The sequence below is a fragment of the Legionella oakridgensis ATCC 33761 = DSM 21215 genome, assembly GCF_000512355.1.
Lineage (GTDB): Bacteria > Pseudomonadota > Gammaproteobacteria > Legionellales > Legionellaceae > Legionella_A > Legionella_A oakridgensis.
In genome coordinates this window covers 181713-204377 of sequence record NZ_CP004006.1, presented here as the reverse complement: position 1 = coordinate 204377, position 22665 = coordinate 181713, and the positions used below count along the sequence as shown (strand labels likewise).

Below are 22665 nucleotides of genomic sequence, written 5' to 3'. Positions count from 1 at the left end.
ATGCCGACTGATTTTGTCAAAAATCGAGCGTTCGCAAGAAACATGTACTCTGCAATTTGATTGAGTAACTTTACATATCTTGTTAAGAATCTCAACTAGACCGCATAAATTAACTATCCGATCTTGGTAGTACCCATGCTTAAATTCCAATCACTCACCGGTTGATATCCAGCAACAGTGGACTTATCAGGGATCCACCGCCCATAATGTTTGATAATCATCTCCGTATCTCTATGCCCCATCTGTGTGGCTAGCCATAAAGGGTTCTCACCGGCAGAAAGCAGCATTGATGCGTAAGTATGCCGCGTTTGGTAAGGATTGCGATAGCGCACGCCTGCTTTTTTCAAAAGATGCGTCCAGCAAGTTTTGCGAATCTGGCCGTCTGTCTCCCACGGAGAATTGGTTCTTGGGTTATAAAAAACCCTAGAGCCTTCCAGATAGGTAAATGCTTTTTGATTTTTTAATGCATCAACAGCTGGGGGTAGTAATAACACATCCCTCACCCCTGATTTTGTTTTAGTTCCCTTTTCCTGTTTTAAAACTACCGCCTTAGATACACGGACAGTTCCTTTGAGCCAATCAATATCATTCCACTCCAATGCAATAAGCTCAGATGTTCTCAAACCTGAAAAAAAAGCAAATTGAAACAAGTTTCTTGCCTGTCCAGTTGCTGCATCCAGAATTGCCTTAATTTCATCCTGATCAAATGGGTCAACCTCCCAGTCACTTTTACTGGTTTTCTTATTGAGCAATTTAGAAAGCACCAATCTATCAAGGGGGTTGCGTTCGATAATTCCATCATTCATAGCTTGGTCCAGCATATTTCGCAGGGGAGTCAAAATATTGCGAACCGTTTTTACCGTAACATTTAACCCTGTAATCCAGTTACGGATAATCACAGGTGATAATTCACGAATGGGTATTTTACCAAAAGCAGGATATAAATGAGCCTCACAAACTTTTCTATAGCCATTGTAAGTACTGGCCTCCAAAGTTCTCTCAGCAATGGCCATGTAATCCTTGAGTAACTCAGCCGTTGTGGCTTTGATGATTGCATGGCCAAATAACTTTGCACGTTTGGAGTCAGGGAAATAATCGGCATAGTTAAATGTTCCCAGGGCGATTGCATTAATGATCTCGCCCCGCAACCGCTCGGCATATTTTAGATTCGCCTTGGTGGGCTCCAGTTTCAACGTCTCGCGGCACTGTACTCCGCGATAACTGAAGATAATCCGAATTGCGGATCCAGTTTCCCACTGACGGATACTTACACCGCGCGGAGGCTGCAGTTCGTTGCCTTGTTGCCGTTTTCCACCCATTTTTCAACCTCAACTAAATTAATCCATATGTTGCCGTCTGGTCCTAATTTACATTGTACACCATCGAGCCAGATACCACGTTTGCGTTTAGCGTGTACTGCATCAGAAGTATCTCCTGAATCCTGACAATATTTTTTAAGTTTTACCCATTTCACGATATGTCACTCCATTGATGCACTGAGTTGCCGAAAACCTTTAGGAAGAGGTAAATATTTTTTAAACTGTTTTTCTTGAGTGTGTATTTCAAGAATCATTTGATATAACCGTACTAATTGTAGTTCGGAAGAAAAATTAAGTGGTACGAAGTTATCGCAATAAATTGCACGAATATTTTTAATTGGTGAATTAGAAAGGTCTGCAATATTTTTTAAGGTGTAGTTAGTTGACTCCAAAAGATATTGAATAATTCCTTTATAAATTTGTGCCTTGGAATTGTTATCCATGAATAATACTCCTTTGACTATCTTATCCAGTAGCTAACTTATTCATTAAATGTCAAATTATCTCGCAATTTTATTTGGTGAACTAATCAGCAACATGATATATTGGCGATAATTATTCTATTTAAGATTATTTTAGCAGGTTAATTGAATAAATTTATTCAATTAATGGTAATTTACATATCATTATATGTTTTTGTCAATCTATTTTTGAATAAGTCTATTCATTTTATCGGGTTATTATTAATGGCTGATATGACGTTAAGCGAGAATTTGCAACAACTCATGAGGATACATGGGAATATTTCTGTTAGTGAGTTAGCTCGGTTAACTGGCATACCTCAACCTACTATTCATCACATTCTAGCTGGCTCTACGAAAAATCCACGGAAAAAAGCATTAGAAGAATTATCCCGTTATTTTTCTGTTTCCATCGATGAATTAATTGGCCAAGAACCTTTGCCTGCTGTGATTCCTGATGCTGTTAAAGAGAACCTGCAGATCAGTACCATACCTGTCATCAAATGGGAGTCATTAAAAGAATGGCCTTCAGGAACAGCCAGAACTCAAGACACACAAGAAATATTAATTGATAAGAAAATTGACAAAAACTCTTTCGCGTTAATTATGCCCGACACATCAATGGAACCTCTTTTTCAACAAAATAGTCTTTTAATCTTTGATTCAGGTAAAGCTCCTAATGATAGGGATTTCGTAATCGTGCATTTATCAAAAGAGGGAATAATCGCTTTTAATAGATTATTTATCGAAAACAATACCTTTTATCTGCGACAAGGCTTAGAAGATGGAAGCCTCAAACTAATAAAATTAGACAAACCTCATGATCGAATTCTAGGGACACTTATTGAGGCACGGATTCAATATTAAGTTTGTATTCATTAGGAATTTCTTCATGTAATCCAAATATAAATGGATTAAAGTTTGTATGAATATCGTAATGGTCAACTTGCTCCACCTTCTTTAGATATTTCACGATCAACCAAGCAGGAAAAACCATTAGCACTGCACAACTCATTTTCCATAAATAACCACAAACCATCATCCATCCAAGATGATGTTCTGTTAGCTTGCCAAAATAATTAAGCATATCAACAACTATTGTAAGCAATGCTTGCCCTAAAGCTGTTGATAGTAGGCTTCTCATTATAAAAAATTTACCCTTTAGAAAAATCTTCCACTTTGATAAAAGGTAAACATTAGTGAGCTCTCCAATAAGCAAACCAACAAGCCCCGCACCTACATATCTTAGGGTAGGATCAAAAACAATTTCATATGCTGATGCTTGTGTGAAAAATTCGGGCGCAGGTAGATGAGATACAGTAATCACAACTAAAGAAAATATAAATTCAGCTAAAACACCAATCCAAATAAATAATCTGGGGTATGCATATCCATATACCTCACCAACAATATCACAAATACTAAAAGTAAGAGGAAATACAAAAATACCTCCGGGTTCAAGCATTGATCCAATCTGAGTTATCCTGCTTGCTAAACACACTGTTGATAGTAAAAAAGTTAAATAAAGACCAAGCAATAAGTAAGGGTATTTATATTGCTTCTTGCGAGCTAATGCGTCAAAAATTTCCTTCCTCAAAACATCTCCTTACTACCGCTATTTATCTTTATTAACTAATTGGTATTCTTTCACAGTTTCTCTAACCCCAGCCATATAACCAATTTTATTAGCATCTTCAGGTTTAAACTTTGCTATTAATTCTTTATCTTTTGAAAGCTCGGAAGGAGATTTTTTTATAGTAGTTGCTTTAGACTTTGATCTTATTTCAAGTAAATACTCATCTACTTCAGGAGTCATATGCTGAACCACGATAGAATAATCAGGTTTTAATCGCTCTACAGTAGCCATATAAGTTAAAGTACGTACGGTTTTAGTATCCAGATTCTCAATTAATTCGTTATCCATGATAATATCGCTGATATTTTTTTCTTTTGTATGCCTCTCAGACAATTTAATTACTGCTTTTGTGAAGCCTGTTTTTTTACACTCAAAAATATCAACAATCTCATATTGAGGCTTTTTCGCTGTTTCAGCCACAAATTCTTTTAGCATGTCGGCAAACCACTCATACCAACTGATCTTCTGTTTCATAATCCATTACTCAAATCATTCCAATTGCACCAATACTCTCTTTACCATACTCTGGCAATAATAAATCCTCAGGAAATTGTCCCTTTCTGTTTATGTACTCTGAGTGTTCTATTGTGAAACCAGATCTTACCAAACTCCGGTCTAATACTTCCTTTGTGATCCAATGGACAAACTTAGGTAAGGAGCTTGCCCGTCCACTACTTTCATATTTAGCTGGCTCCGTAATTTCACCAGGCCATTCTTCATTAATTTCAACCCTTCTATTGAATTCAGGAATAAAGCGTTGCCAGTTTTTTAAATACGGTGTTTCACATACGATGTATATCTTGCCATTTGGGGTCAACAATTTTGATAATAATGCCAATGATTCTTCTATTTTGGCACCAGTGAAAAAATGTAAAACACGGCAAATCAAAATAGCATCAAACTGTTTTTCAGGAAGACCAATGAGCTCATTAGGTAATTCACCCGGAACAAGAATTAGCTTACTACTATCTCCGGTCAAGGATTCACTGGAATCATCTGTTACTTCCAAGAATCGTTGACGAACAACGGCTAAATTTTCAGGCTCAACGTCATTACAAAAGACAGTTGCTCCTTTTGCAATTGCTTCCAATGTTGCTGCACCAAAAGCAGCGCCTATTTCCAATACCTTACCCCCTTGCTTAGCTGATAAAACTGCATGTTCAATGAACTTCTGAGAAACAGGATCGCAAGGGGTTGTTGTAAACCCTCCAAAAGGATTATGCGTTTTTGTAAATATTCCTGTGCTTTCCCTGGATGAGGGCGCTTCTACATGCGTAATACTTTTTGGATTAGTAACGATATTATTATCGTGATCTATGCTAAGCCCCTCAGTTTTGGAAATATTCCATGGAAGCTCAAGAGGAGACTCTACTTCTTCGGTTAATTCACTAAATAGTTTTACTGTTTGATCAATCTGTGTTTTGAATGATAAAAGGAAAGTAATTGTGGGTGTGCCAAAGTGATGAGCCCATCGATTAGCTCTTATAATCTGAAACTCATGTTTAAGAGATGCTGTGCTCAGATGACGGTAAAACCCTTCAAATAAAATGGTTGCTTGGGTCATGCAGAGAGATTGATTAAGATCATGGCTTTCGATGAGTTTATTTAACTCTGCTAATAAAAATAGGCTATTTTTAAAATACCATTATCTTTGTTATAATTTTCAACAGATTCTTTAATCGCTTTGCAAAAATCTAAAAATTCCATTTGAAGCTATCCTACATCCTAAAAAACTTTGGGAATATATAATTAAGATCAAATAATTTCAATAATTTTATTCAAATCTCTCTTATAGTGTATTGTACATATTTGATAATATTAGGAATTAAAAAACGCAAAAATGACTAACACTCTGAAATATAAAAATTATTAATTGGATTATTATTCGCATGACAACCACGCCACCAATAAACAAAAGAATATAAAGTATTTTTTCCAACCATCCCGGTAACTTGGGTGAAGGAATAATGTTTAATATTTTTGCAAACCCTTCATCTGATTTGACATAAGTATTAACATCACGAATTGTTATAGGTGGAAAATATAAATATGAAATAACTATTTGTTCTTGAGGAACTAAAGTAGGAAATATTAATTCAGTTCCTCCTTCAATTTCTTTCTTCTCATATTCAATTGGTGGGGTTACTGTGCAGCTTAACTCAGGGAATACATAATGCCCCACACGAACATTTTTTGCTGCAATCCTACCGGCATTTCTTATAACTATAGCGTGTGTATTTATTATACCGGCAGGATCTTTAATTTTATGAGCAGATGCGTGTAAGCAATAAGTTACTAATTTTGCTCTATTATATAAGTACTTACTTAATACAAAAGATATGAATACTGTTGCTAAGGTAGCAATGGTATTAATAATGATGGAAAGATCCATATAATGACATACTCCAAAGATTTATTTTATAAATAGGCTCTCGCCGCTAATTTCAAATAATTTTATATAACATTCATCTTGACGCATTAATTGGGAAACGTGCTCCAATGCCCCTAGAATTATTGCTTTATTATAATGATTCATGCCTGATTTGATAATTAACCCTCCTAGCTCAATTTTAAGGCGAGTATCAGCTCGACGTTTTTTCAATTTTTCCAATGCTATTGATTTTTCACATTGAGCAATCAATTGTTTTTCTTTCTCAATTAATCTATGAGTTGTCATGTCGCAACTCACCAGCAAGTTTTAAAAATGCTGCATCCAATCGCTTAGTATCAAATTGATGAAGGCCATGTTTGTAGGCAAGAGTACCAATCTCAAGCTTATGTTTCTGCTGCAACTTATCCAGCTTGATTTTGGCTTTTTCGATTCTATCCAAGAGTACTGCTTCCATTTGCGATACTGTCTTCGTTGACATAATCATTTCTCCGCAAATGAGGTAACAGCCCAAGCGTACAATGCCAGATCATTAAAATCAATAGGTTGTTCCATGTGAAGTGAGCGAAGCGAACAAAATGAATCCCGAAGCGAAAAGCAAGGGCGCAATATACATGTGCGACATGAAGTCGCAATGTCGAGTTGTTTTTCATAGAGAAAACCACCGGTGTCACCCGGTGATGCTAGGGCTGTGAATAAAGAGCTAGCCTGACAAAGTAACAAAAGATTGGAAACGATCTGGGGGATTATTTTGCGAGGAATACCCCTCCTGAGAGCCAGACCTCGGGTAAGTGCGAGCAAGTTGGTACGGTGAACATATGTGAATCTACATTAAAGGTCGTCATGCGCAACAAGTGAAACTGGCTGTAACACTTGAACCAAAAGGTAACGAAGAAGGGAGAGTAGTGTTTGTATTGCTGCTCCGTGACCCACACATCTTCCGGCTGAGTAGTAGGCACCTAACCCAACATTACTTGACGTTGCGGAACATGGAAACCTCATAGCGTTCCCCCTAGGGGAAGGAGTATCGTGAGATATTCTGGCAATGCTGTGAGTTTGGGATGTCAGAAGAAGCAAATGTCGTGCTGTAATGGCACGGATACGAGGTGAAATATACTCGATGCGAAAGCATGCCCACGTCTGACTGGTCTTTGATTGCAAGAGAGGTTCAAGAACCGATGATTACAACTGGGAAAGCAAATGATAGCAGCCACAATGTGACTAGCTGGTGCACCCGGCGCAAGTTAGACTGCTGGAGCCATATTGATTGGCGTAAAGCAACGAAACGTGTGCGTCGGCTTCAACTGCGTATTGCAAAAGCCTATCGTGAAGGAAGATACAACAGAGTAAAATCTCTGCAATATCTTCTAACACACTCACTATCAGCTAAGTTATTAGCAGTAAAACGAGTGGCGGAAAACAAAGGCGGCAAAACTCCCGGCGTGGATGGAGTCACCTGGAAAACAGCCAAGCAGAAATGGCGAGCTGCTTTGGATTTAAAACAGCGAAGCTACCGTGTCCAACCATTAAGAAGGATTTATATTCCCAAGCGGACAGGTAAACTTAGACCTCTATCTATTCCAACGATGCACTGTAGATCTATGCAGGCTTTACACTTGCTAGCACTCGAACCTATTGCGGAAATGATAACAGATAAGCATACCTACGGTTTCAGAACATTAAGGTCAACGGCCGATGCTAATGAGCAATGCTTCATTGCTTTAGCAAGGAAAAACGGTGCACCTTATGTACTTGAAGCCGATATTCAATCCTGCTTCGATCGGATCGATAAAACATGGCTATTAAACAACATACCCATGGATAAAAAGATACTGAAACAATGGCTGGAAGCCGGATATGTAGAGAAATATCAGTGGTATCCGACAAATGACGGAACACCTCAGGGCGCTATAATCTCGCCAACGCTTTTGAATATCACACTAAGTGGTTTGGAAGCTGTTGCAAAACAAGCAGCCAATCCGAAAGATAAGGTCAACGTCTGTGTTTATGCAGACGACTTTATCATAACTGGTGCGACAAAAGCAGTGTTGGAACAAAAAGTCAGACCTGCGGTGGAGCGATTTTTAAAAGAAAGAGGATTAAATCTTTCTCTAGAGAAAACACATATCACGCACATTAGTGAGGGATTCGACTTCCTTGGTGTGAACCACAGGAAGTATAACGGTAAATTTATCCAAAGACCCGCTAAGGATAACCAAACGCGGTTCTTGCGGGATATTCGTACCCTTATCAAAGCCAATAAAAGTGCAAAAACCGAGAAACTTATCCAAATCCTCAACTCGAAAATCAGAGGGTGGGCTAATTATCATCGGAGCATCTGTGCTAAGCGCGCCTTCAACTATGTCGACGCACAAATCTACCAAGCTCTTTGGTTCTGGGCCAAAAGACGCCACCCCAACAAGGGGGGCAAATGGCTAAGAAAGAAGTACTTTAGATCTCATGGGATGAAGCGTTGGATATTCTCTACAAAATGTATCGATAAAGAGGGTAATAAAGTCTTTCTTGATTTGATATCAGCTGCTAAAATCCCTATTAAACGTCATGTTAAAATACGTGCTGAAGCGACACCATTTGACCCTCAATACCATGAGTATTTAAGTCATAGAATGTTGTCTAAACAACGAAGCAAACAAGTGAGTTGTAAACAGCCGGATTGGCAACATTGTTGGTGGGAGCTATTTTCCAAGCCGCAGGCTGAGTCACCTAACGGGGCTTAACAAAGGCTTGAGCCGTATGACGCGAAAGTGTCACGTACGGTTCTTAGAGGAGTCTGCCGCAGCAATGCGGTAGGCTTACTCGACTCGTTCGAATGTTTGCTAAATTAGAACTGCGACTCAAAAATGCCTTTATGGATAAGGTATTTTTTCTTTTATTAAAGCAACCGATGGATCAGTTCGATTAGAGCGTGAATTCATGGCGATTGCTTTTGCCCAAGTATCCATTCATAGTCGTGCCAAAGGCCACAGTGCCATTGCTGCTAGCAGCTATCGTTCTGGTGCCAAGTTATATGATGCACGCACTGGCATAACACACGATTATTCCAATCGTCATGATGTCATTTACTCTGATATCCTGTTACCCGAAGGGAGCCCTGAAGCATTTTCCGAGCGTGAATTTTTATGGAATAAGGCAGAGCTTGCTGAAAAAAGATGCGATGCTCAAGTGTGTAAGGACATCGTTCTGGCACTTCCCAAAGAGCTGGATTTGGTGCAACAGATTGAGCTGGCAAGACGATTTGCACAAACTCATTTTGTTGATAAGGGGATTCCTGCTGATATTACAATTCATGATCATCATGATGGCAATCCCCATGCACATATTCTTATTACCACCCGCCGTTTGGAAAAAACAGGTTTTTCAAAATACAAAGCACGCGATCTGAATCCGGCTTTTGCCAAAGGATTTATTATCGAAAAAGATTATTGGGGCGAGCAGTGGCGTGATATGCAAAATGAATATTTTATTGAAAAAAATCTCGATTTGACAGTTGACCTGAATCACATCATTTCTGAACGGCACCATGGCAAACTAAAAGATACGGACAATCATTACCTACTCACCGAGAAAACCATTCTGCAACAAGCGCGGCAAGAGGTTTTGCTGAATGATATTGATAATGTCATTAACCATATTTCGGCGCAGAACAGCGTATTTACCCGACGTGACGTAGAGCGTTTGGTATTTAAAACCTTTCGGCCAAGCAACACCCCACAGAATTATTTGCACTGGGTTGAGCAAATCATGGGGCATGAGGATCTCATTGAGCTTGGAACAAATGAACGGGGGCAATTGTGTTATACCACACGTCACCAATATATTCAGGAGGCAAAACTTCGGGATGATATCGAAGCTATGATTAAAAACAAAGATGGTATTGGCGGTAAGGGCATCGACAACATCATCAAAAACTACCCATTGAGTGATGAGCAATTGGAGGCGGTTCGTTACATTACCGGAGGCTCTCAAATTTCAGTCGTGATAGGTCGTCCGGGTACAGGTAAAAGTTATTTGTTAAAGCCGATTAAAGAGCATTATGAGCAGCACAACTATCGTGTTATCGGTGCTGCCTTGTCTGGAAAGGTCGCTAAATCCTTGCAAACGGATACAGGCATTGCATCTTCTACCATTGCCTCATTGACTTATAAAATGGCGAACCAACAACTGAAACTCAACAGCAACGATGTTTTGATTATCGATGAGGCAGGCATGGTGGATTTTTCCAGCATGGCACTGCTGATTCGTGAAGCCAAAAAGGCAGGTTCCAAGGTGATTCTTGTGGGCGATCCGGATCAGTTAAAACCCATTCACAAGGGTGAAATTTTTAGGGGGATAGCCGCTTTAACAGGCTATATCGAGCTTGAGCACATTAAACGTCAAAATGATTTGGGCGACAGGCTTGCCAGTATGAATATGGCTAAGGGCATGATTGCTGAGGCGGTAGACCATTACCATGAAAAGGGAGCAATTGTCTTTTCTGAAACGACTGAGACCGCAGCCCAGAACTTAATCCACGATTGGCAAGCTGATATTACCAAGAGTAATTTGCAAGATTCTGTCGTGTTGGCATTTACCAGAGCTTCTGTTGGCTATTTAAATGAGCAGGCACGATTGGCATTAAAGGAAAAGCAAATACTTGGACAGGAAGAAATGACTTTTCAAGGGTTTGAAAGACTGTTAAAAATAGCCATCGGGGAGCGGCTGCTATTCCGGCAAAATGATAAAACCCTTGGGGTAAGAAACGGAGATTTAGGCACCGTTCAATCCATCAAAAAAGACCAGTTTCAAATCAAACTCGACAGCGGCGAACTGCTCACCATTCCAAATAGCTACAATAAAATAGATTACGGTTATGCGCTGACGGTTCATAAGTCTCAGGGAATGACCGTCAGGCATTCCAAGGTTTTGATTGACAGCAAATACTGGGATCGGCATTTAAGTTTTGTAGCCATGACTCGTCATAAAGACAGCCTTAAAATTTATACGGACTCTATAAATCATCCAACAATTAAAGAGTTGAAACAGACCTTATCGCGCAGTACCACAAAAGATAACGTCATTGATTGGCCACTGGATTTTGCAACCCGTGTCGGGTTTAACCCGGATCAGCTCATAGGTCGTGTCCTCAATCATATCGCTGGCGTGGGGCACAAAATCAAGAGCGCATTTAACTATGTGGTACATTACGAGGCTTATCTTGTCGATTGCCAGCTTCGAGAGTTAAAAAACGATAAGGCCGATTTAAAGGCAAAGGCTAGACTGGCTGCGGATAGACAAGATCGGCCAACTCAAGAAATAACTACAAGTAACTCAAAGGAAAATGTTTACAAAGAGTTACAAAAAAATTATCCGATTCTTGCCCAATATCAAAAATTGCTTGAAAAACGAAGGTATTTAAATGGCTATTTTGCCGAGAAAACAGGTAAACAAATTTCTGAACATGCCCATATATTATCAAAAGATAAGCCATTGATGAATCAGCTAAATATTCATTTACCCCAGATAGCAAAAAAAATCAGCGAGGTTAGTAAAATTGTAAAAATACAGGACTTGGTTGATTAAACGCCAAGTACCGTCGTTTTATCCTTAGAGAGGAGTTAGCAAAACTTTTGGATCGTAGCTCTTAAGCGTCTAACCTCAACTCTTGTTTTGCAATTTCTGTTACATCTATGCGAAGAAACATATAGTGAAACCATTTTTTGCGATTACCACGATTTTCATTAATGTAGTTGAGGTGTAAAAACTTTCTTGATCACTTCAATCGTCAACTCCTAAAGTTATAAAAACATTCAATGCGTGCGTTTTATTCACGTTTTTTTGATTAGTACCAATACTTATCAATTGCATAGTATAAACCACGAAATCCTATTCACTTTTGTTGCAGAGCTTACACTGATGAGCTATCTGTCCCAATTAAAACATAGCTTTTTATTCGAAGAGAAAATTGACGCAATACATCCAGACCTGATTCTTCCGCTTTTTTGCACCATTGGTTTAAAGATTCAATTAACTCATTTTGAGATGATACTTTTTTTAACCAAATTTGCTGCAATGATTGGCGATAATTATAAACAAGCTGCAATTGCTCAAAACGATTGAGCAGGGCTAGCAAATGATAATTAGCTTTTTTGGTTTCTTGGCGTAATAAACGTTTAGCTCCCTTAAATAAATACCATTCTTTTTTATTTTTAATATAGTTATAGTTTTGTTTTTCATTTTTCAAAATGGGAATAGTAACCCTTTTGTAGTAATCGGACATAACTTGAAAACGATTACTAGTGATGGCTTTTATCGTATTTAAATCAACATATTGTTTGCTATTGTCTCTTATCAATTTGGGAGGTAGTTTTTTTACCTTGGCAAGCCTTAAAAAAGATAGGCAACGTATATAAAACCAGCCCAAATCGAACTCCCACCATTTCACAGAAAATTTAGCAGACGAAGCGTAAGTGTGGTGATTATTATGAAGTTCCTCTCCACCTATTAGAAAGCCCAAAGGAAATACATTGGTTGACCTATCAAAGCATTCAAAATTGCGATATCCCCAATAATGCCCCACTCCATTTACTACACCTGCTGAGAGCGGAATCCAAATCATTTGTATTGCCCAAATAGTAATTCCAGGAAAACCAAACAGCAGCAAATCAATTAGAAACATAAGTAGTATACCCTTGCTGGAATAGCGAGAGTACAGATTGCGTTCAATCCAGTCGTTTGGAGTGCCATGAGAATACTTTTCAATCATATCTTTATCTTTTGCTGCTTCGCGATACAATTCAGGAACTTGCCAGAAGACCTTTTTAAGACTAAAGATTTGGGGGCTGTGAGGGTCTCCCTCAACATCTGTCATTGCATGGTGTTTACGATGGATAGCAACCCAGACTCTTGTCACCATACCGGTTGTTAACCAAATCCAGAATCGAAAAAAATGGCTCACTATTGGGTGCATGGTTAAAGCACGATGAGTTTGATAACGATGCAAATAAAGAGTGACCGAAGCAATGGTAATTTGAGTTAGAACAAAAGTTGCTAAAACATATCCCCAAAACGTTAGGTTTAAAATTCCAAAAATCATAGGGAAGCCTCATTGTCTGTACTTAAGCAACCCCCCTTTTTCCACATTATTCTCAAAACTGGATATTTTTCCTTTTCTCCAAGTTTGAATTCATTACATGGCTTATTCTAGTTGTTTAAGGCTAATTCCATTTAGAACCCGATAGGTACTTTACCTAGTAGAACAAGTATCAGATAGATAACCAGGATAAGTCCAATAAGACCCATCGGTGTATATCCCCAGCTTCTGCTATATCCCCATCTCGGTACGCTACCTAAAAGTAACAGGATGAGCAGAATTAGTAAAATTGTTCCTAACATGACGGCTTTCCTTAAAGAAACGGTTCATACTTTAATTATAGCATAATTAAAGTCCAATAAGTTCATTTATTGGTCTATAATTAAAAGAATGGGTGTACCGGTTGATAAATCATGGAAAATAAACAAATAAGGGAATCTCTTCAAGAAATTATTAGGTATTTGGAGAATTATGAAGAGAAGGAACGCTTGCCAGAAAATCCCTCCCATGGTCTTAAACAAACACAGTTTTCCTCAATAAGGGATGTCGTGCGTAAGTTAAATGAAATTCTTAATTCTATACGTTAATTTTATGCATAACCTAACCACACCAGAAGTTAATTAACGTGAATTCGATATAACTGTCTAAAAAACAAACTTAAGAATGGTAACATATTGAAAAACCAGACCATTTGTGATCTTATTCGTTTTTTCGAAGAACAAAAATAAGAATCAAGAGGTCTGGAGTGGATAAATTAATAGAATTATTCTGTGTTGTCGATGATTTTTGCCAAAAATATATGCCACGATTTGAGCAACATCTGATAAATATTTCAAGTAAGACCAGAAGAAAACCATGCAGCATGAGCATGTCAGAAATTATGACTATTGTAATTCATTATCATCAATCAAATTACCGAAATTTTAAAAGTTACTACTTGTTCGTGTTGCAGAAAAATTTACACCCCTATTTTCCAAGCTTGGTGAGTTACAGCAGAATGACAGAACTAATGTCTTCTTGTCTGGTACCCTTAATGGCCTTTTGCCACCATCAAACAAAAACACCCACTGGAATTTACTTTGTAGATTCAACACCAATAGAGGTGTGCAATGTAAAAAGAGCAAGCCAGAACAAGGTCTTTAAGGGTTTGGCAGAGAAGTCCAAGTCCACAATGGGATGGTATTTCGGCTTTAAGCTTCATTTGATAGTCAATGACAAAGGCGAATTAATGGCTTTTAAAATAACATCAAGCCGAACTGATGACCGATTTGTCGTTCCTAATTTGAGCGAAAATCTGTTTGGTAAAATGATTGGCGATAAAGGTTATATTTCTCAAAATTTAACTGACAAATTGGCTGAGCGAGGATTACAACTCCTTACTAAAGCCAGGAAAAACATGAAACAAAAAGTACTCAATACATTTGATAAAGCTTTGCTTAGAAAAAGAGCCATTGTTGAGTCAGTTATCGATCAATTGAAAAATATTTCCAATATTGAACATTCAAGGCATCGCTCTATATTCAATTTTATGGTCAATATATTGGCCGGTTTAGCTGCTTATGCACTTAAACCAAAGAAGCCCTCTTTAAATATTCAACGATCTTTTATGGCTGTTGTTTGAGCAGTTATATCGAATTCACGTTAATTAGTTTGTTAGATAATTGTAATTTTGAACACAGCTTTTTTGAATTCCCTCCCAAATAGATGAATAATCGCAATTAAAGACTAGGCAATTGAAAGTAATACTTTCTTTAATATATGAATAGGCTATCTTTCCCTGTTAGTTTGATTTCCACCTTCATTATCCATGGATTGTTTTGCTTCATTTTCTTCCTTTTCCTGAGTTTGAATGGACTCTTCAGAGTGATAAGAATGAGATACATCACAAACAGGGCAGGATGGTTGTTTTGATGAGAAAACGTAACTACAAAATTTATTAAATAAACAAAAGATGACACCTGCAGCAAATAAAGCGACTATTCCAAGGCCATTCCCAGAAGATATGGTCAAACCAGTTGCGATAATCAATAAGATAACTCCCAGCACTTCAAAGCGCAGAGCCCAGAGACATTTGCTCATTTTAGAAAATTCCATTTTTCTCATGGTATTACTCCTATACTATTGATGTATCAATATTAGCGGAAAAAATAACTTTCATTAATTTTAGACTACTATTTGATTCTTCGTATTTTTATGTATAGTTGAGATGAAAAATGATGGCGTAACGGAACTGGGGATACTTTTGCCGTTGAATCTTTTTTCCAAATCAGTCTTTTGGAAATTAGGGAGTTAGAATGCAGTAAAAAGTGTCCTTCTGGTGACTAAAATTATATTGTTATTAATGTGCTTATCTTCACTGTGAAGATAAGCACATTAATAAACTAAAACCGACTCACAGCCCTAACATGCCCCAAAGTACTAGCTTTGCCACTAGCCGTTAACTCCCCTGTAGAAAAATTCTGTAACCACGCCTCACCCACACCAGATTCTGTCGAACTCCAATAACAGTCTGGCGCAAAAGTGCTAATGCCCTGACGCTGCAAATTATTATGAAGCAAGGTCAATTCATAGGCCGAAGGTAGATACCATCCCCCGTAACAAGTAGCTGATTCTGGAGTCGGGATTGGGCAAGGCGTGATGCCATCGCCTAGCACGCGATAATTCGCAGCCAGAAGTGCTGCAAAAGTACCTGATTGGTTGTCTATGGTTTGTTGGGCAATGATGAGTTTGGTATTGGATTCGCCTGCGTAAATCCCATCAGCGCGGGCATTGGTTACTTTATTGCCACTTTCGCCGTTTCGCCATTGTATCCCTTCATTGTTATTGAGGTCAGTTTTGGAAGCAATTAATCCATGCTGTCCTGTTTTATCGACCCAGAAGATAATGCCCCCGTTATATTCTTCGCCAATGTGGTGGGTTAGAGTCGTTTTTATTTCACCATTGCTGATCGAAATGCCTTCTCCTGCTGTATAGGTTCCGGCAGGTCCTCGCTCCCCTTTTGGTCCTGCTGGACCCATTGGACCGGGTGCACCTTGGGGTATCGAGTTTATTTGCGTTTGCAAAGTACCAATTTTACTGTATAACGCCTCAATATGAGCCCAAAGTTCCTTGTCATTTGCCTGAGCTGCACATGACATCATGAAAAGCCCTGCTGTACCTATAATTTTAAGATGATTCATTCTGATTCTTACCTCAATTAAGTCTGTATGAATCCATAATCTCTTTTCAGAGCATCCTTTTAGTTTTGTTGGCTGATTTGGTTTTCTCCTGTGGTGGTTTATAGTTCGAATGCTTCGGGCAGTGCCGTTCTATCTGATGAACGATGGATAAATGGATGATGCTGAACGATTTGGCGCGGTACTTCGGTATGACCGCAGGCCAAATGCTTCATCTCAGGATCCAGATACCAAATCATTTGCGAAGCCTTAACGGGTGCATGACCTGTTCGCATAATCAGGGTTTGATCTTCGGGTAAACGCATGACTTCATCCGGTCTTAATAAAGGGATGGCCTGATAGTTATAGCTTTTAGACTCGGAATAACCTTGGGTTTGGGTACTGGTGGAGCCTGCGGATACTTTCACGGTGCGTGTACCTAACAATTTACTGACATACTCCGCATCAAAGATGTCTTCGGTAGCAAAAGCTATTTTAGTTTTAATGTTGGTAAAGGCTTTGGCTTCATCATGGGTGTATTGTTCATAGGTTTGGGCTATGTATTGCATGATGAGTACACAACGCACACGGTATTCGCGCAATAATTTAAGTGAACGCCTTAGCCTTTCAATACGGCCTAATGATGAAAACTCATCAATCAGGCATAACAGAGGATAGGGTTCATCCACTGGGTCGGGGATGTTTTTAATCATGACAGAAATAAGCTGCTGCCAGAACAGTGTTAACAACGGTGAGAGTCGTTCCATGTCATCATCGGTAAAACCGATGTAAATCGTTATTTTTTCTCGTCTTAACTGACGTAAATCAAAATCAGAATGCGCTGTGGCGGCATCAATAGTGGGATCATCGAATAATTCAAAGTAGCCGGAAAACGTTTCAAGAATCGAGCTTCTCGTCTTTTCATGATTATTCAAATAGGAATAGCCATTGCGGTAAAACTCCGGGTCGAGATGATCGGTTTCCTCCAAGACTGAGGCCAGCCAATCATCAAATCCGGCCTGTTTGACCAAGCGGTTTATTTCGCCAAGGGTGGTGGGTCTTTCAGGCGTATCCAGCAGGTACAGCACGGCCACTTTAAATAATTTACGTGAGGCTTGCTGCCAAATGGGGTCGGACTTTTTATTATCTGGCATTAGAATATGGGCTATGCGCTGAATGTCCGTTAGGCGTTGAATCTTATCCTCAGAGATTAGGGATAAGGGATTGTAACAATGCGTGATTCGGTTCTCATCAGCAGGTGCCCAGCAAAAGCATCGATGCCCTAACATACGCTCACGGTATCCTGAGGTTGTTTTAAAAAGCGTGAGTTTTACATCATTGCACACTACTGAGTAGGGGTAGTGAAACAGATTGGGTATGCCGATGCTTCGTGTTTTACCGCTTCCGGTGGGTGCAAAAACCAGAACATGTTCAAAGCCGTTTGAATACAAAGGCGCACCGTATTTTTTACCAATCAGTATGCTTTGTTCCTGACGCTCAAAAAATCCTGCGCGTTTGGTTTCAAAGCCATTTGAGAAATGGGCATTACCCAGTGCCTTGTTATCTGGCCTGAGCCAATGAAACAGGTAAATCACAAGCGCTAAAAACATCAGGAAGAATGCAACCCCTTCAGTAGTCAGAAAGTTTCGCCATAGTTCAGGTTCTTGATATCGAAGGGTAGCCAGCTCCACTACTTTGAAAGGACTTTGGAACGCATTTAAAAAAACCCAGCTATAGAGTTCAAATCCCAATAGCATAATGGCCATTACACCCACCAAGGTGCTTAAGATTAAAAGGGAAACGTATCGATAAAATCCCTGTTTCAAAAAGCCAGCCATGCAACCCATCACAACAGCGGTGATACAACCTGCGATTGTGGTTTCCCAATAGAATCCATGTCTGATTAAATCAATAAGCACCAATGGACTTGACCACTGGGTGATACCTGTCAACAGCACTGCAATTTGGGCGGTTATGGCAAGCCCGATGATTAAGGCGACTGCAATAACCCGTGGATTACGCATGTTTATAATAGACCTCCACTAATCGCCTGCCGTCTGATGTTTTTTGTAACTGGACGATGACATCAATGACTTCATGCAACACTTTGTAAATATCAGCCTCATCCATGCCTGCAACCTGATTCAGTTTGTAGAGTTGCGCCATACGCATAAAAGCAACTTTTGGGTTATTGGCATGGATGGTTGCAAGTGCACCGCTATGCCCCGTGGAACAGGCTGATACAAAATCAAAGAGTTCTCGCCCGCGAATTTCACCCATAATAATGCGGTCGGGTCTGAGTCTTAAGGTGGCTTGAACCAAATCCTGCATGGTGATCTTCTGTGCGTGATCCCCGATTTGCTTTAATGCTTTCAGACGAACAATATTGCTGTGGGGTACATCCATTTCATAAGTATCCTCAAGTGTAATGAGGCGTTCATGAAGCGGTATTTGCCCTACACAACTGTTTAAAAAAGTCGTTTTACCTGAAGAGGTTCCACCCGATATGATGATGTTTTTCTTACTCATAATGGCTTGTCTTATAAATTCCTGCCAGTTTTTAGCATCGTAGAGTTCAAGCAGCCCATCGGTTTTACCAATGCACTCCGAGTACTCTTTAACTCCTACCCCACGCGCCGATGAAAAAAATCCTTTGGCTTTGTAATCTTCGAAGCTAACCTGTTTTAAAGTAAATTTTCGGATGGATAGTGTTTCATGTAGGGAGGCTGGTGGCATCACCAGTTGAACCCTTGAGCCATCGGCAAGATTTCCAGAAAGCACGGGCGTTGACTCCGATAAAGTTTGTTTGTTTTCATTGGCTATGAGTAAAAACAAACGCCGCAGGTATTGAGACGTTAATACCGGAATATCAAAACGAGTCAATTGCCCGTGTCGCTCGATAAAAACCTCTTTGGGCTTATTGATTAAAATCTCAGAAACGTGCTCATCTTCCAGAAAATCCTGCAAGGGAGAGAGCAGCCCTGTTGCACCGGGTGAGAAGCAGGCTTTGATGGCGTCCATATTATGCCCTCCCAGCCACACGGTAGAAATCAAGGTCGTGGGCTACAAACACGTTAATGGCAGCTCCCTGATTGATTTGCAAAGTCGGGCGTGTTTGCATGTCTTGCTGTAGTGTTTGATTGGCTGCCTGTTGGAAACTGCTCGCAATGTTCATGCGGTATTGTGCCTTGGAGTTGTATTCGTCCTGACCATGAACACCACCTGTTGCGGTATACGCACCCAAAACAGACAAAAGCGCACCACTGCCAAAACGCTCAAAGAAATGGCGGTCTATGTAATCAGCCGCTTGTCCTGAACGACCAATCGGGTCACTGCCGGGGCTATTTAAGGTCACAATTACGCCGTTGGTCATCTGCAGACGATTCCATACGACAAAGATTCGGCTTTGGCCTTGGGTAATTGCGGTATTAAATTGTCCGACTAGCGTGGAGCCTTTGGGGATTAGTAATTTACTGCCTTCCAAGGCAAAGATATCCCGTGTTGTAATGGCTCGAACCATACCCGCCAGTTCCGAATTAATGGCCGTTTCGAGTGTCGCTGGAATCATTTCACCTGCAGGTACAGTCATCGCAGGATGCGGTAATCGTTTTGCAGAAACTGAAGTGATGTCATTTTGCTGATTCAAAAACTCAGAATTTCCATCACGGCCTGTCAGGGTTTTGCTGGCTTGAGCTTCGCCACCCGTTGTATTACTTATCACCTCATTACCGCCTGAGCTAAAAAAGGTGGAGGGTGCATTCATTCGAGCTAGAGTTTCCTTGCTAACCGTTTGGGTTTGCATGGTTTTAAGTAAAGGAGGATGCCTTGGGTCTCCGCCTTTATAACCCGATTGCGCTTTTGCATTCTTCTCCTTAAGGGCTGCAATCAGCTCCAGATTTTGATTTAAAGCCATGCTTAAACTTTGTTTTTCATCGGGTTCATTTACCGTATTTGCTTTTCGCTTAGGCAGTAACCCGCCAATACCGATAACAATACAAATCACCACAACGCCTGCGAGCAATAACTTGTCCTTTATGACTGCGTGTTTTGGATTTTTGGCAACCTGAGTCCGATTACCCAAAGAATCCTCCCGCTTTTTATCATCAATACTCATTTTGGCCTCCTGTTGGCTTTGATACGATTGATTTCCGGCGTGTTAAAGACCGATGCCGTAAGGCCACCTTGTCTTAAAGTAAATTGAGGAGCTAAACGCTGTACGACAATGTATTTCCCTTCGCGCCTTGTATTGACGGTTGATTCCTTTCCGCTTTGGTCATCCACCGCAAAAATGGCTGGAACGCTGCCTTGGCTACTTAGCTCAAAATAGGTGAATTTACCGTCATCAAATACATGGCGAGGAACAAGCTGCGGACTGCCACTAAATCGATACGCAGTGTTGACCACTTTTGGATGTATCGTTTTATTGGGAGTCATATTTTTTGCGTGAATGGGCTGGGTTTGAGGGTATTCAAATTTCAAGGCATAAGTTTTTTTACCTGGCTCCTGTTCCAGTTTTTTAGTGCTGGTCAAATGAAAATAATAGGCGCGTTGATTGGTAATCACCGTCATATTGGTATTGGAATCAAACATCGTGGGTTTTACAAAAATCATGTTCTCCAATTGTGGGTGATAGGTCACCATCCATGCGGTGGTGTCACCGCCTTCAATATCAAGAACCCGTTCTTGCTTTGCAAATTGAATTTGCGTGGTGGTAAAGGGTATGCCATGGACTGGAATCACATCGTTTTCCCGATAAACCACCTTCTTGATTCGGGTGTCGGTTGATAAAGACGTTGGGTTATTTTGGGCATAGGTGCCTAATGACAAGAACAGGACTGCCGCACTCAACAGTATTTTTTTCATGCTTGAGCCTCCATTAAACGGGTTTGCCTTGAGTAGCGCGTGACTTCAAATCCATCCCAGTTTTTCCAGCGGGTTTCCGGCGAATCAGGGGGATTGGTGTATCGCCATGAAATCATGGCGTTGTAATGCGTAGAGGTGGTTTTTCCGCTGGTTTTATCGGTATCAATCAGACTGAATACCACCTCTGCCAGTGCGTGATGATCTTTATGAAGGTCTTTTTCATTCGCCAAAACAGAATCAAGAAAATTAATGCTGTAAATGCGAACTTCTCGCTTGATATGATTCCCCAAGGCATGGATGGGTGAGGCAGTATTTGCAGCATCCTGCTCCTGCAGATATTCCTTGGCAACCGTACTGTTGGATAACAGGTGCACCAATTCAAATTGAGCGCGATAGCTTGATGCATCATAGGACTCACGGTATTGAATGTATCGTGCAATGTCGCTTTCGATTTGTGCGCGATTGATTGGTGTGTCTTTATTCTCTATCGGTTCAACAGTGGTTACCCCATTGTCGTAATGATGAACCAGCATGGGCACCACCGTTTGATAATGCGCGAGCACTCCAATGACGATAAGTGCTGCCACATTCAAGCCCATGGCTGATAGAAAGGCGGCCTGATAACGGTTACGTGATTGTTCGATTCGGCCAAACTGGTCATCTGCCCAGCTTCGCGCACGTTTAAAGTAATCATTCATATGGGTTTTGTTCATGATGCTCCTTTTCGCAGGTTTTTATGCAGTTGTTTGAATACGTTGTGACTTGCTCCACCTAATTGCTTGCCTTTTTCCATCAAACGCGATGCGTTTCCTAACCCTTGGCGCAAGGTATTTATTGGTTTTTGAACGGATGACTTGGAAAATCCCCATGCCCCTAAGCTGCCACCAATAAAGCCGCCAACCATGGCAGAGCCAGCGGAGGTGCACACCGATCCACCAATACTTTTGCCAATGGCTACGGCTTGGGTGATGCCCATCACACATAAACAGGCCACGATAAAAATCGGCACCCAAATGGCGGCAGTCAGCTCATCCGTATTACCCAGAAAGGCATAGGTCACCCAATGCAACAAGTGGATGCAAAGCCCCACCACGCTGGACACAAAAATAAGCACAAAGGCAAATCCGGCGAGCACGCCAAGCCATCGGTCAAAAAAGGATTTGGTTTGGTCAAAAAGCGTAAACAGGATGAATAAGGGTGCTGTGCACAAGGTCACAGCCAACATCAGTTTAGCGATGACGATTTCAATAAAAGCCAGACCTATCGTGACACTCCCTGATAAAAACACCATCATGCCCGCAAAATAGGGCGTGAGTTTTCTGAGTGATCCTGCATCAAATAAATCCGAACCCAGTTTGAGGATTTCATTCAATACATTTTGCAAACCCTGATTGATTGAGCCGCTTGAGGGATTTTTATGAACGGCCTGCATTAATGTAGTGGCAATGGACTCACTACCCGATACAAACAGATCGCGCATGTAGGATGAAAACAGATCCCAGTTCATGGCCATCATGTAAATAAGTCCCGCCCGCATACTGAATCGAAACAATTCATGCTGAGGTCGTTCGATAACACCCAAAGCAATTCCATAACCTTTCAAAATGATGTAAAGAACAATCATCGCTCCCAAAGGGGCTTTAAGCAGTGAAGCAAGAGCGGTATAGCCATCAAAAACAAAGTGATTGGTCAGCTTATCGACTTCACCAGAAAGCTGTATGATAAAATTATCAAACTGTAGTGTATTCATGA

General features: G+C 40.3%; 23 protein-coding genes. 4 read left to right on the top strand and 19 right to left on the bottom strand.

The window, feature by feature from the left end; translation table 11 throughout:
- Nucleotides 1-113 precede the first annotated feature (113 nt).
- From LOA_RS00985 to LOA_RS00980, 3 genes are read right to left on the bottom strand one after another with little or no spacing between them, the layout of a single operon-like run.
- Entirely contained in the window at nucleotides 114-1319 is a 1206-nt protein-coding gene (locus tag LOA_RS00985; protein ID WP_011214456.1) for a tyrosine-type recombinase/integrase, read from the bottom strand.
- Complete coding sequence (locus LOA_RS14015; protein ID WP_011214455.1) at nucleotides 1268-1474, bottom strand: hypothetical protein; 207 nt, start codon at nucleotides 1472-1474, stop codon at nucleotides 1268-1270. The genes LOA_RS00985 and LOA_RS14015 overlap by 52 nt, the downstream gene beginning before the upstream one ends.
- Nucleotides 1475-1480: 6 nt before the next feature.
- On the bottom strand, nucleotides 1481-1762 hold the full coding sequence (locus LOA_RS00980) for a hypothetical protein (RefSeq protein ID WP_011214454.1): 282 nt from the start codon (nucleotides 1760-1762) through the stop codon (nucleotides 1481-1483).
- Nucleotides 1763-1906: 144 nt separating this feature from the next.
- Between LOA_RS00980 and LOA_RS00975 the strand changes: the two genes are divergently transcribed.
- Nucleotides 1907-2647, top strand: a complete 741-nt coding sequence (locus LOA_RS00975; protein ID WP_025384766.1) for a LexA family protein — start codon at nucleotides 1907-1909, stop codon at nucleotides 2645-2647.
- On the opposite strand, the gene LOA_RS00970 is transcribed toward LOA_RS00975, so the two are convergent.
- The 6 genes from LOA_RS00970 to LOA_RS00945 form a co-directional block, all read right to left on the bottom strand.
- On the bottom strand, nucleotides 2622-3377 hold the full coding sequence (locus LOA_RS00970; RefSeq protein ID WP_011214452.1) for a queuosine precursor transporter: 756 nt from the start codon (nucleotides 3375-3377) through the stop codon (nucleotides 2622-2624). The genes LOA_RS00975 and LOA_RS00970 overlap by 26 nt on opposite strands.
- 18 nt (nucleotides 3378-3395) lie before the next feature.
- Nucleotides 3396-3890, bottom strand: a complete 495-nt coding sequence (locus LOA_RS00965; protein WP_011214451.1) for a hypothetical protein — start codon at nucleotides 3888-3890, stop codon at nucleotides 3396-3398.
- 10 nt (nucleotides 3891-3900) lie between these two features.
- Nucleotides 3901-4980, bottom strand: a complete 1080-nt coding sequence (locus LOA_RS00960) for a class I SAM-dependent methyltransferase (RefSeq protein WP_238551278.1) — start codon at nucleotides 4978-4980, stop codon at nucleotides 3901-3903.
- A gap of 261 nt (nucleotides 4981-5241) precedes the next feature.
- Complete coding sequence (locus LOA_RS00955; protein ID WP_011214449.1) at nucleotides 5242-5808, bottom strand: hypothetical protein; 567 nt, start codon at nucleotides 5806-5808, stop codon at nucleotides 5242-5244.
- A 21-nt stretch (nucleotides 5809-5829) separates the two neighbouring features.
- On the bottom strand, nucleotides 5830-6093 hold the full coding sequence (locus LOA_RS00950) for a conjugal transfer protein TraD (RefSeq protein WP_011214448.1): 264 nt from the start codon (nucleotides 6091-6093) through the stop codon (nucleotides 5830-5832).
- Nucleotides 6080-6286: a hypothetical protein gene (locus LOA_RS00945; RefSeq protein ID WP_011214447.1), complete on the bottom strand. Its 207-nt coding sequence runs from the start codon at nucleotides 6284-6286 to the stop codon at nucleotides 6080-6082. The genes LOA_RS00950 and LOA_RS00945 overlap by 14 nt, the downstream gene beginning before the upstream one ends.
- 649 nt (nucleotides 6287-6935) lie before the next feature.
- Between LOA_RS00945 and ltrA the strand changes: the two genes are divergently transcribed.
- Nucleotides 6936-8543, top strand: coding sequence for a group II intron reverse transcriptase/maturase (gene ltrA / locus LOA_RS00940; protein WP_201030563.1), 1608 nt, complete (start codon nucleotides 6936-6938; stop codon nucleotides 8541-8543).
- A 196-nt stretch (nucleotides 8544-8739) separates the two neighbouring features.
- Nucleotides 8740-11385 (top strand): Ti-type conjugative transfer relaxase TraA, encoded by a 2646-nt coding sequence (gene traA, locus LOA_RS00935; RefSeq protein WP_025384765.1) that lies wholly within the window; start codon nucleotides 8740-8742, stop codon nucleotides 11383-11385.
- Nucleotides 11386-11710: 325 nt separating this feature from the next.
- On the opposite strand, the gene LOA_RS00930 is transcribed toward traA, so the two are convergent.
- Complete coding sequence (locus LOA_RS00930) at nucleotides 11711-12898, bottom strand: DesA family fatty acid desaturase (RefSeq protein WP_011214445.1); 1188 nt, start codon at nucleotides 12896-12898, stop codon at nucleotides 11711-11713.
- 131 nt (nucleotides 12899-13029) lie between these two features.
- Nucleotides 13030-13197: a DUF3309 family protein gene (locus LOA_RS14010; RefSeq protein WP_011214444.1), complete on the bottom strand. Its 168-nt coding sequence runs from the start codon at nucleotides 13195-13197 to the stop codon at nucleotides 13030-13032.
- A 497-nt stretch (nucleotides 13198-13694) separates the two neighbouring features.
- On the opposite strand from LOA_RS14010, the gene LOA_RS00925 reads away from it, so the two are divergent.
- Nucleotides 13695-14516 (top strand): IS982 family transposase, encoded by an 822-nt coding sequence (locus LOA_RS00925; protein ID WP_237758065.1) that lies wholly within the window; start codon nucleotides 13695-13697, stop codon nucleotides 14514-14516.
- Nucleotides 14517-14662: 146 nt separating this feature from the next.
- On the opposite strand, the gene LOA_RS00920 is transcribed toward LOA_RS00925, so the two are convergent.
- From LOA_RS00920 to LOA_RS00885, 8 genes are all read right to left on the bottom strand, one after another.
- Entirely contained in the window at nucleotides 14663-14998 is a 336-nt protein-coding gene (locus tag LOA_RS00920; protein ID WP_011214441.1) for a hypothetical protein, read from the bottom strand.
- 278 nt (nucleotides 14999-15276) lie between these two features.
- Nucleotides 15277-16074 (bottom strand): DUF1566 domain-containing protein, encoded by a 798-nt coding sequence (locus LOA_RS00915; protein ID WP_025384763.1) that lies wholly within the window; start codon nucleotides 16072-16074, stop codon nucleotides 15277-15279.
- Between the two features lie 98 nt (nucleotides 16075-16172).
- Nucleotides 16173-18074: a type IV secretory system conjugative DNA transfer family protein gene (locus LOA_RS00910; protein ID WP_011214439.1), complete on the bottom strand. Its 1902-nt coding sequence runs from the start codon at nucleotides 18072-18074 to the stop codon at nucleotides 16173-16175.
- Entirely contained in the window at nucleotides 18067-19071 is a 1005-nt protein-coding gene (gene virB11 / locus LOA_RS00905) for a P-type DNA transfer ATPase VirB11 (RefSeq protein ID WP_025384762.1), read from the bottom strand. Before virB11 ends, LOA_RS00910 begins: the two co-directional genes overlap by 8 nt.
- A 1-nt stretch (nucleotide 19072) precedes the next feature.
- A complete protein-coding gene (locus LOA_RS00900) occupies nucleotides 19073-20164 on the bottom strand; it encodes a TraB/TrbI/VirB10 family type IV secretion system protein (protein ID WP_025384761.1) in 1092 nt (363 codons plus the stop codon).
- A complete protein-coding gene (gene virB9, locus LOA_RS00895) occupies nucleotides 20161-20913 on the bottom strand; it encodes a P-type conjugative transfer protein VirB9 (protein WP_025384760.1) in 753 nt (250 codons plus the stop codon). Before virB9 ends, LOA_RS00900 begins: the two co-directional genes overlap by 4 nt.
- Nucleotides 20910-21626 carry a VirB8 family type IV secretion system protein gene (locus tag LOA_RS00890; protein WP_025384759.1) on the bottom strand — a complete coding sequence of 239 codons (717 nt, stop codon included), beginning with the start codon at nucleotides 21624-21626 and terminating at the stop codon, nucleotides 20910-20912. The genes virB9 and LOA_RS00890 overlap by 4 nt, the downstream gene beginning before the upstream one ends.
- Nucleotides 21623-22663, bottom strand: a complete 1041-nt coding sequence (locus LOA_RS00885; RefSeq protein WP_025384758.1) for a TrbL/VirB6 family protein — start codon at nucleotides 22661-22663, stop codon at nucleotides 21623-21625. The genes LOA_RS00890 and LOA_RS00885 overlap by 4 nt, the downstream gene beginning before the upstream one ends.
- Between the last annotated feature and the right edge of the window lie 2 nt (nucleotides 22664-22665).

What these genes read in the sequence shown, in the direction of transcription:
- LOA_RS00925 (WP_237758065.1), top strand. Translation starts at nt 13,695, where the DNA reads ATGCCACGATTTGAGCAACATCTGATAAATATTTCAAGTAAGACCAGA.
- LOA_RS00955 (WP_011214449.1), bottom strand. Translation starts at nt 5,808, where the DNA reads ATGGATCTTTCCATCATTATTAATACCATTGCTACCTTAGCAACAGTA.
- LOA_RS00900 (WP_025384761.1), bottom strand. Translation starts at nt 20,164, where the DNA reads ATGAGTATTGATGATAAAAAGCGGGAGGATTCTTTGGGTAATCGGACT.
- ltrA (WP_201030563.1), top strand. Translation starts at nt 6,936, where the DNA reads ATGCCCACGTCTGACTGGTCTTTGATTGCAAGAGAGGTTCAAGAACCG.
- LOA_RS00930 (WP_011214445.1), bottom strand. Translation starts at nt 12,898, where the DNA reads ATGATTTTTGGAATTTTAAACCTAACGTTTTGGGGATATGTTTTAGCA.
- virB9 (WP_025384760.1), bottom strand. Translation starts at nt 20,913, where the DNA reads ATGAAAAAAATACTGTTGAGTGCGGCAGTCCTGTTCTTGTCATTAGGC.
- LOA_RS00980 (WP_011214454.1), bottom strand. Translation starts at nt 1,762, where the DNA reads ATGGATAACAATTCCAAGGCACAAATTTATAAAGGAATTATTCAATAT.
- LOA_RS00920 (WP_011214441.1), bottom strand. Translation starts at nt 14,998, where the DNA reads ATGAGAAAAATGGAATTTTCTAAAATGAGCAAATGTCTCTGGGCTCTG.
- traA (WP_025384765.1), top strand. Translation starts at nt 8,740, where the DNA reads ATGGCGATTGCTTTTGCCCAAGTATCCATTCATAGTCGTGCCAAAGGC.
- LOA_RS00945 (WP_011214447.1), bottom strand. Translation starts at nt 6,286, where the DNA reads ATGTCAACGAAGACAGTATCGCAAATGGAAGCAGTACTCTTGGATAGA.
- LOA_RS14010 (WP_011214444.1), bottom strand. Translation starts at nt 13,197, where the DNA reads ATGTTAGGAACAATTTTACTAATTCTGCTCATCCTGTTACTTTTAGGT.
- LOA_RS00965 (WP_011214451.1), bottom strand. Translation starts at nt 3,890, where the DNA reads ATGAAACAGAAGATCAGTTGGTATGAGTGGTTTGCCGACATGCTAAAA.
- LOA_RS00985 (WP_011214456.1), bottom strand. Translation starts at nt 1,319, where the DNA reads ATGGGTGGAAAACGGCAACAAGGCAACGAACTGCAGCCTCCGCGCGGT.
- LOA_RS00915 (WP_025384763.1), bottom strand. Translation starts at nt 16,074, where the DNA reads ATGAATCATCTTAAAATTATAGGTACAGCAGGGCTTTTCATGATGTCA.
- LOA_RS00890 (WP_025384759.1), bottom strand. Translation starts at nt 21,626, where the DNA reads ATGAACAAAACCCATATGAATGATTACTTTAAACGTGCGCGAAGCTGG.
- LOA_RS00950 (WP_011214448.1), bottom strand. Translation starts at nt 6,093, where the DNA reads ATGACAACTCATAGATTAATTGAGAAAGAAAAACAATTGATTGCTCAA.
- LOA_RS00960 (WP_238551278.1), bottom strand. Translation starts at nt 4,980, where the DNA reads ATGACCCAAGCAACCATTTTATTTGAAGGGTTTTACCGTCATCTGAGC.
- virB11 (WP_025384762.1), bottom strand. Translation starts at nt 19,071, where the DNA reads ATGGACGCCATCAAAGCCTGCTTCTCACCCGGTGCAACAGGGCTGCTC.
- LOA_RS00910 (WP_011214439.1), bottom strand. Translation starts at nt 18,074, where the DNA reads ATGCGTAATCCACGGGTTATTGCAGTCGCCTTAATCATCGGGCTTGCC.
- LOA_RS00885 (WP_025384758.1), bottom strand. Translation starts at nt 22,663, where the DNA reads ATGAATACACTACAGTTTGATAATTTTATCATACAGCTTTCTGGTGAA.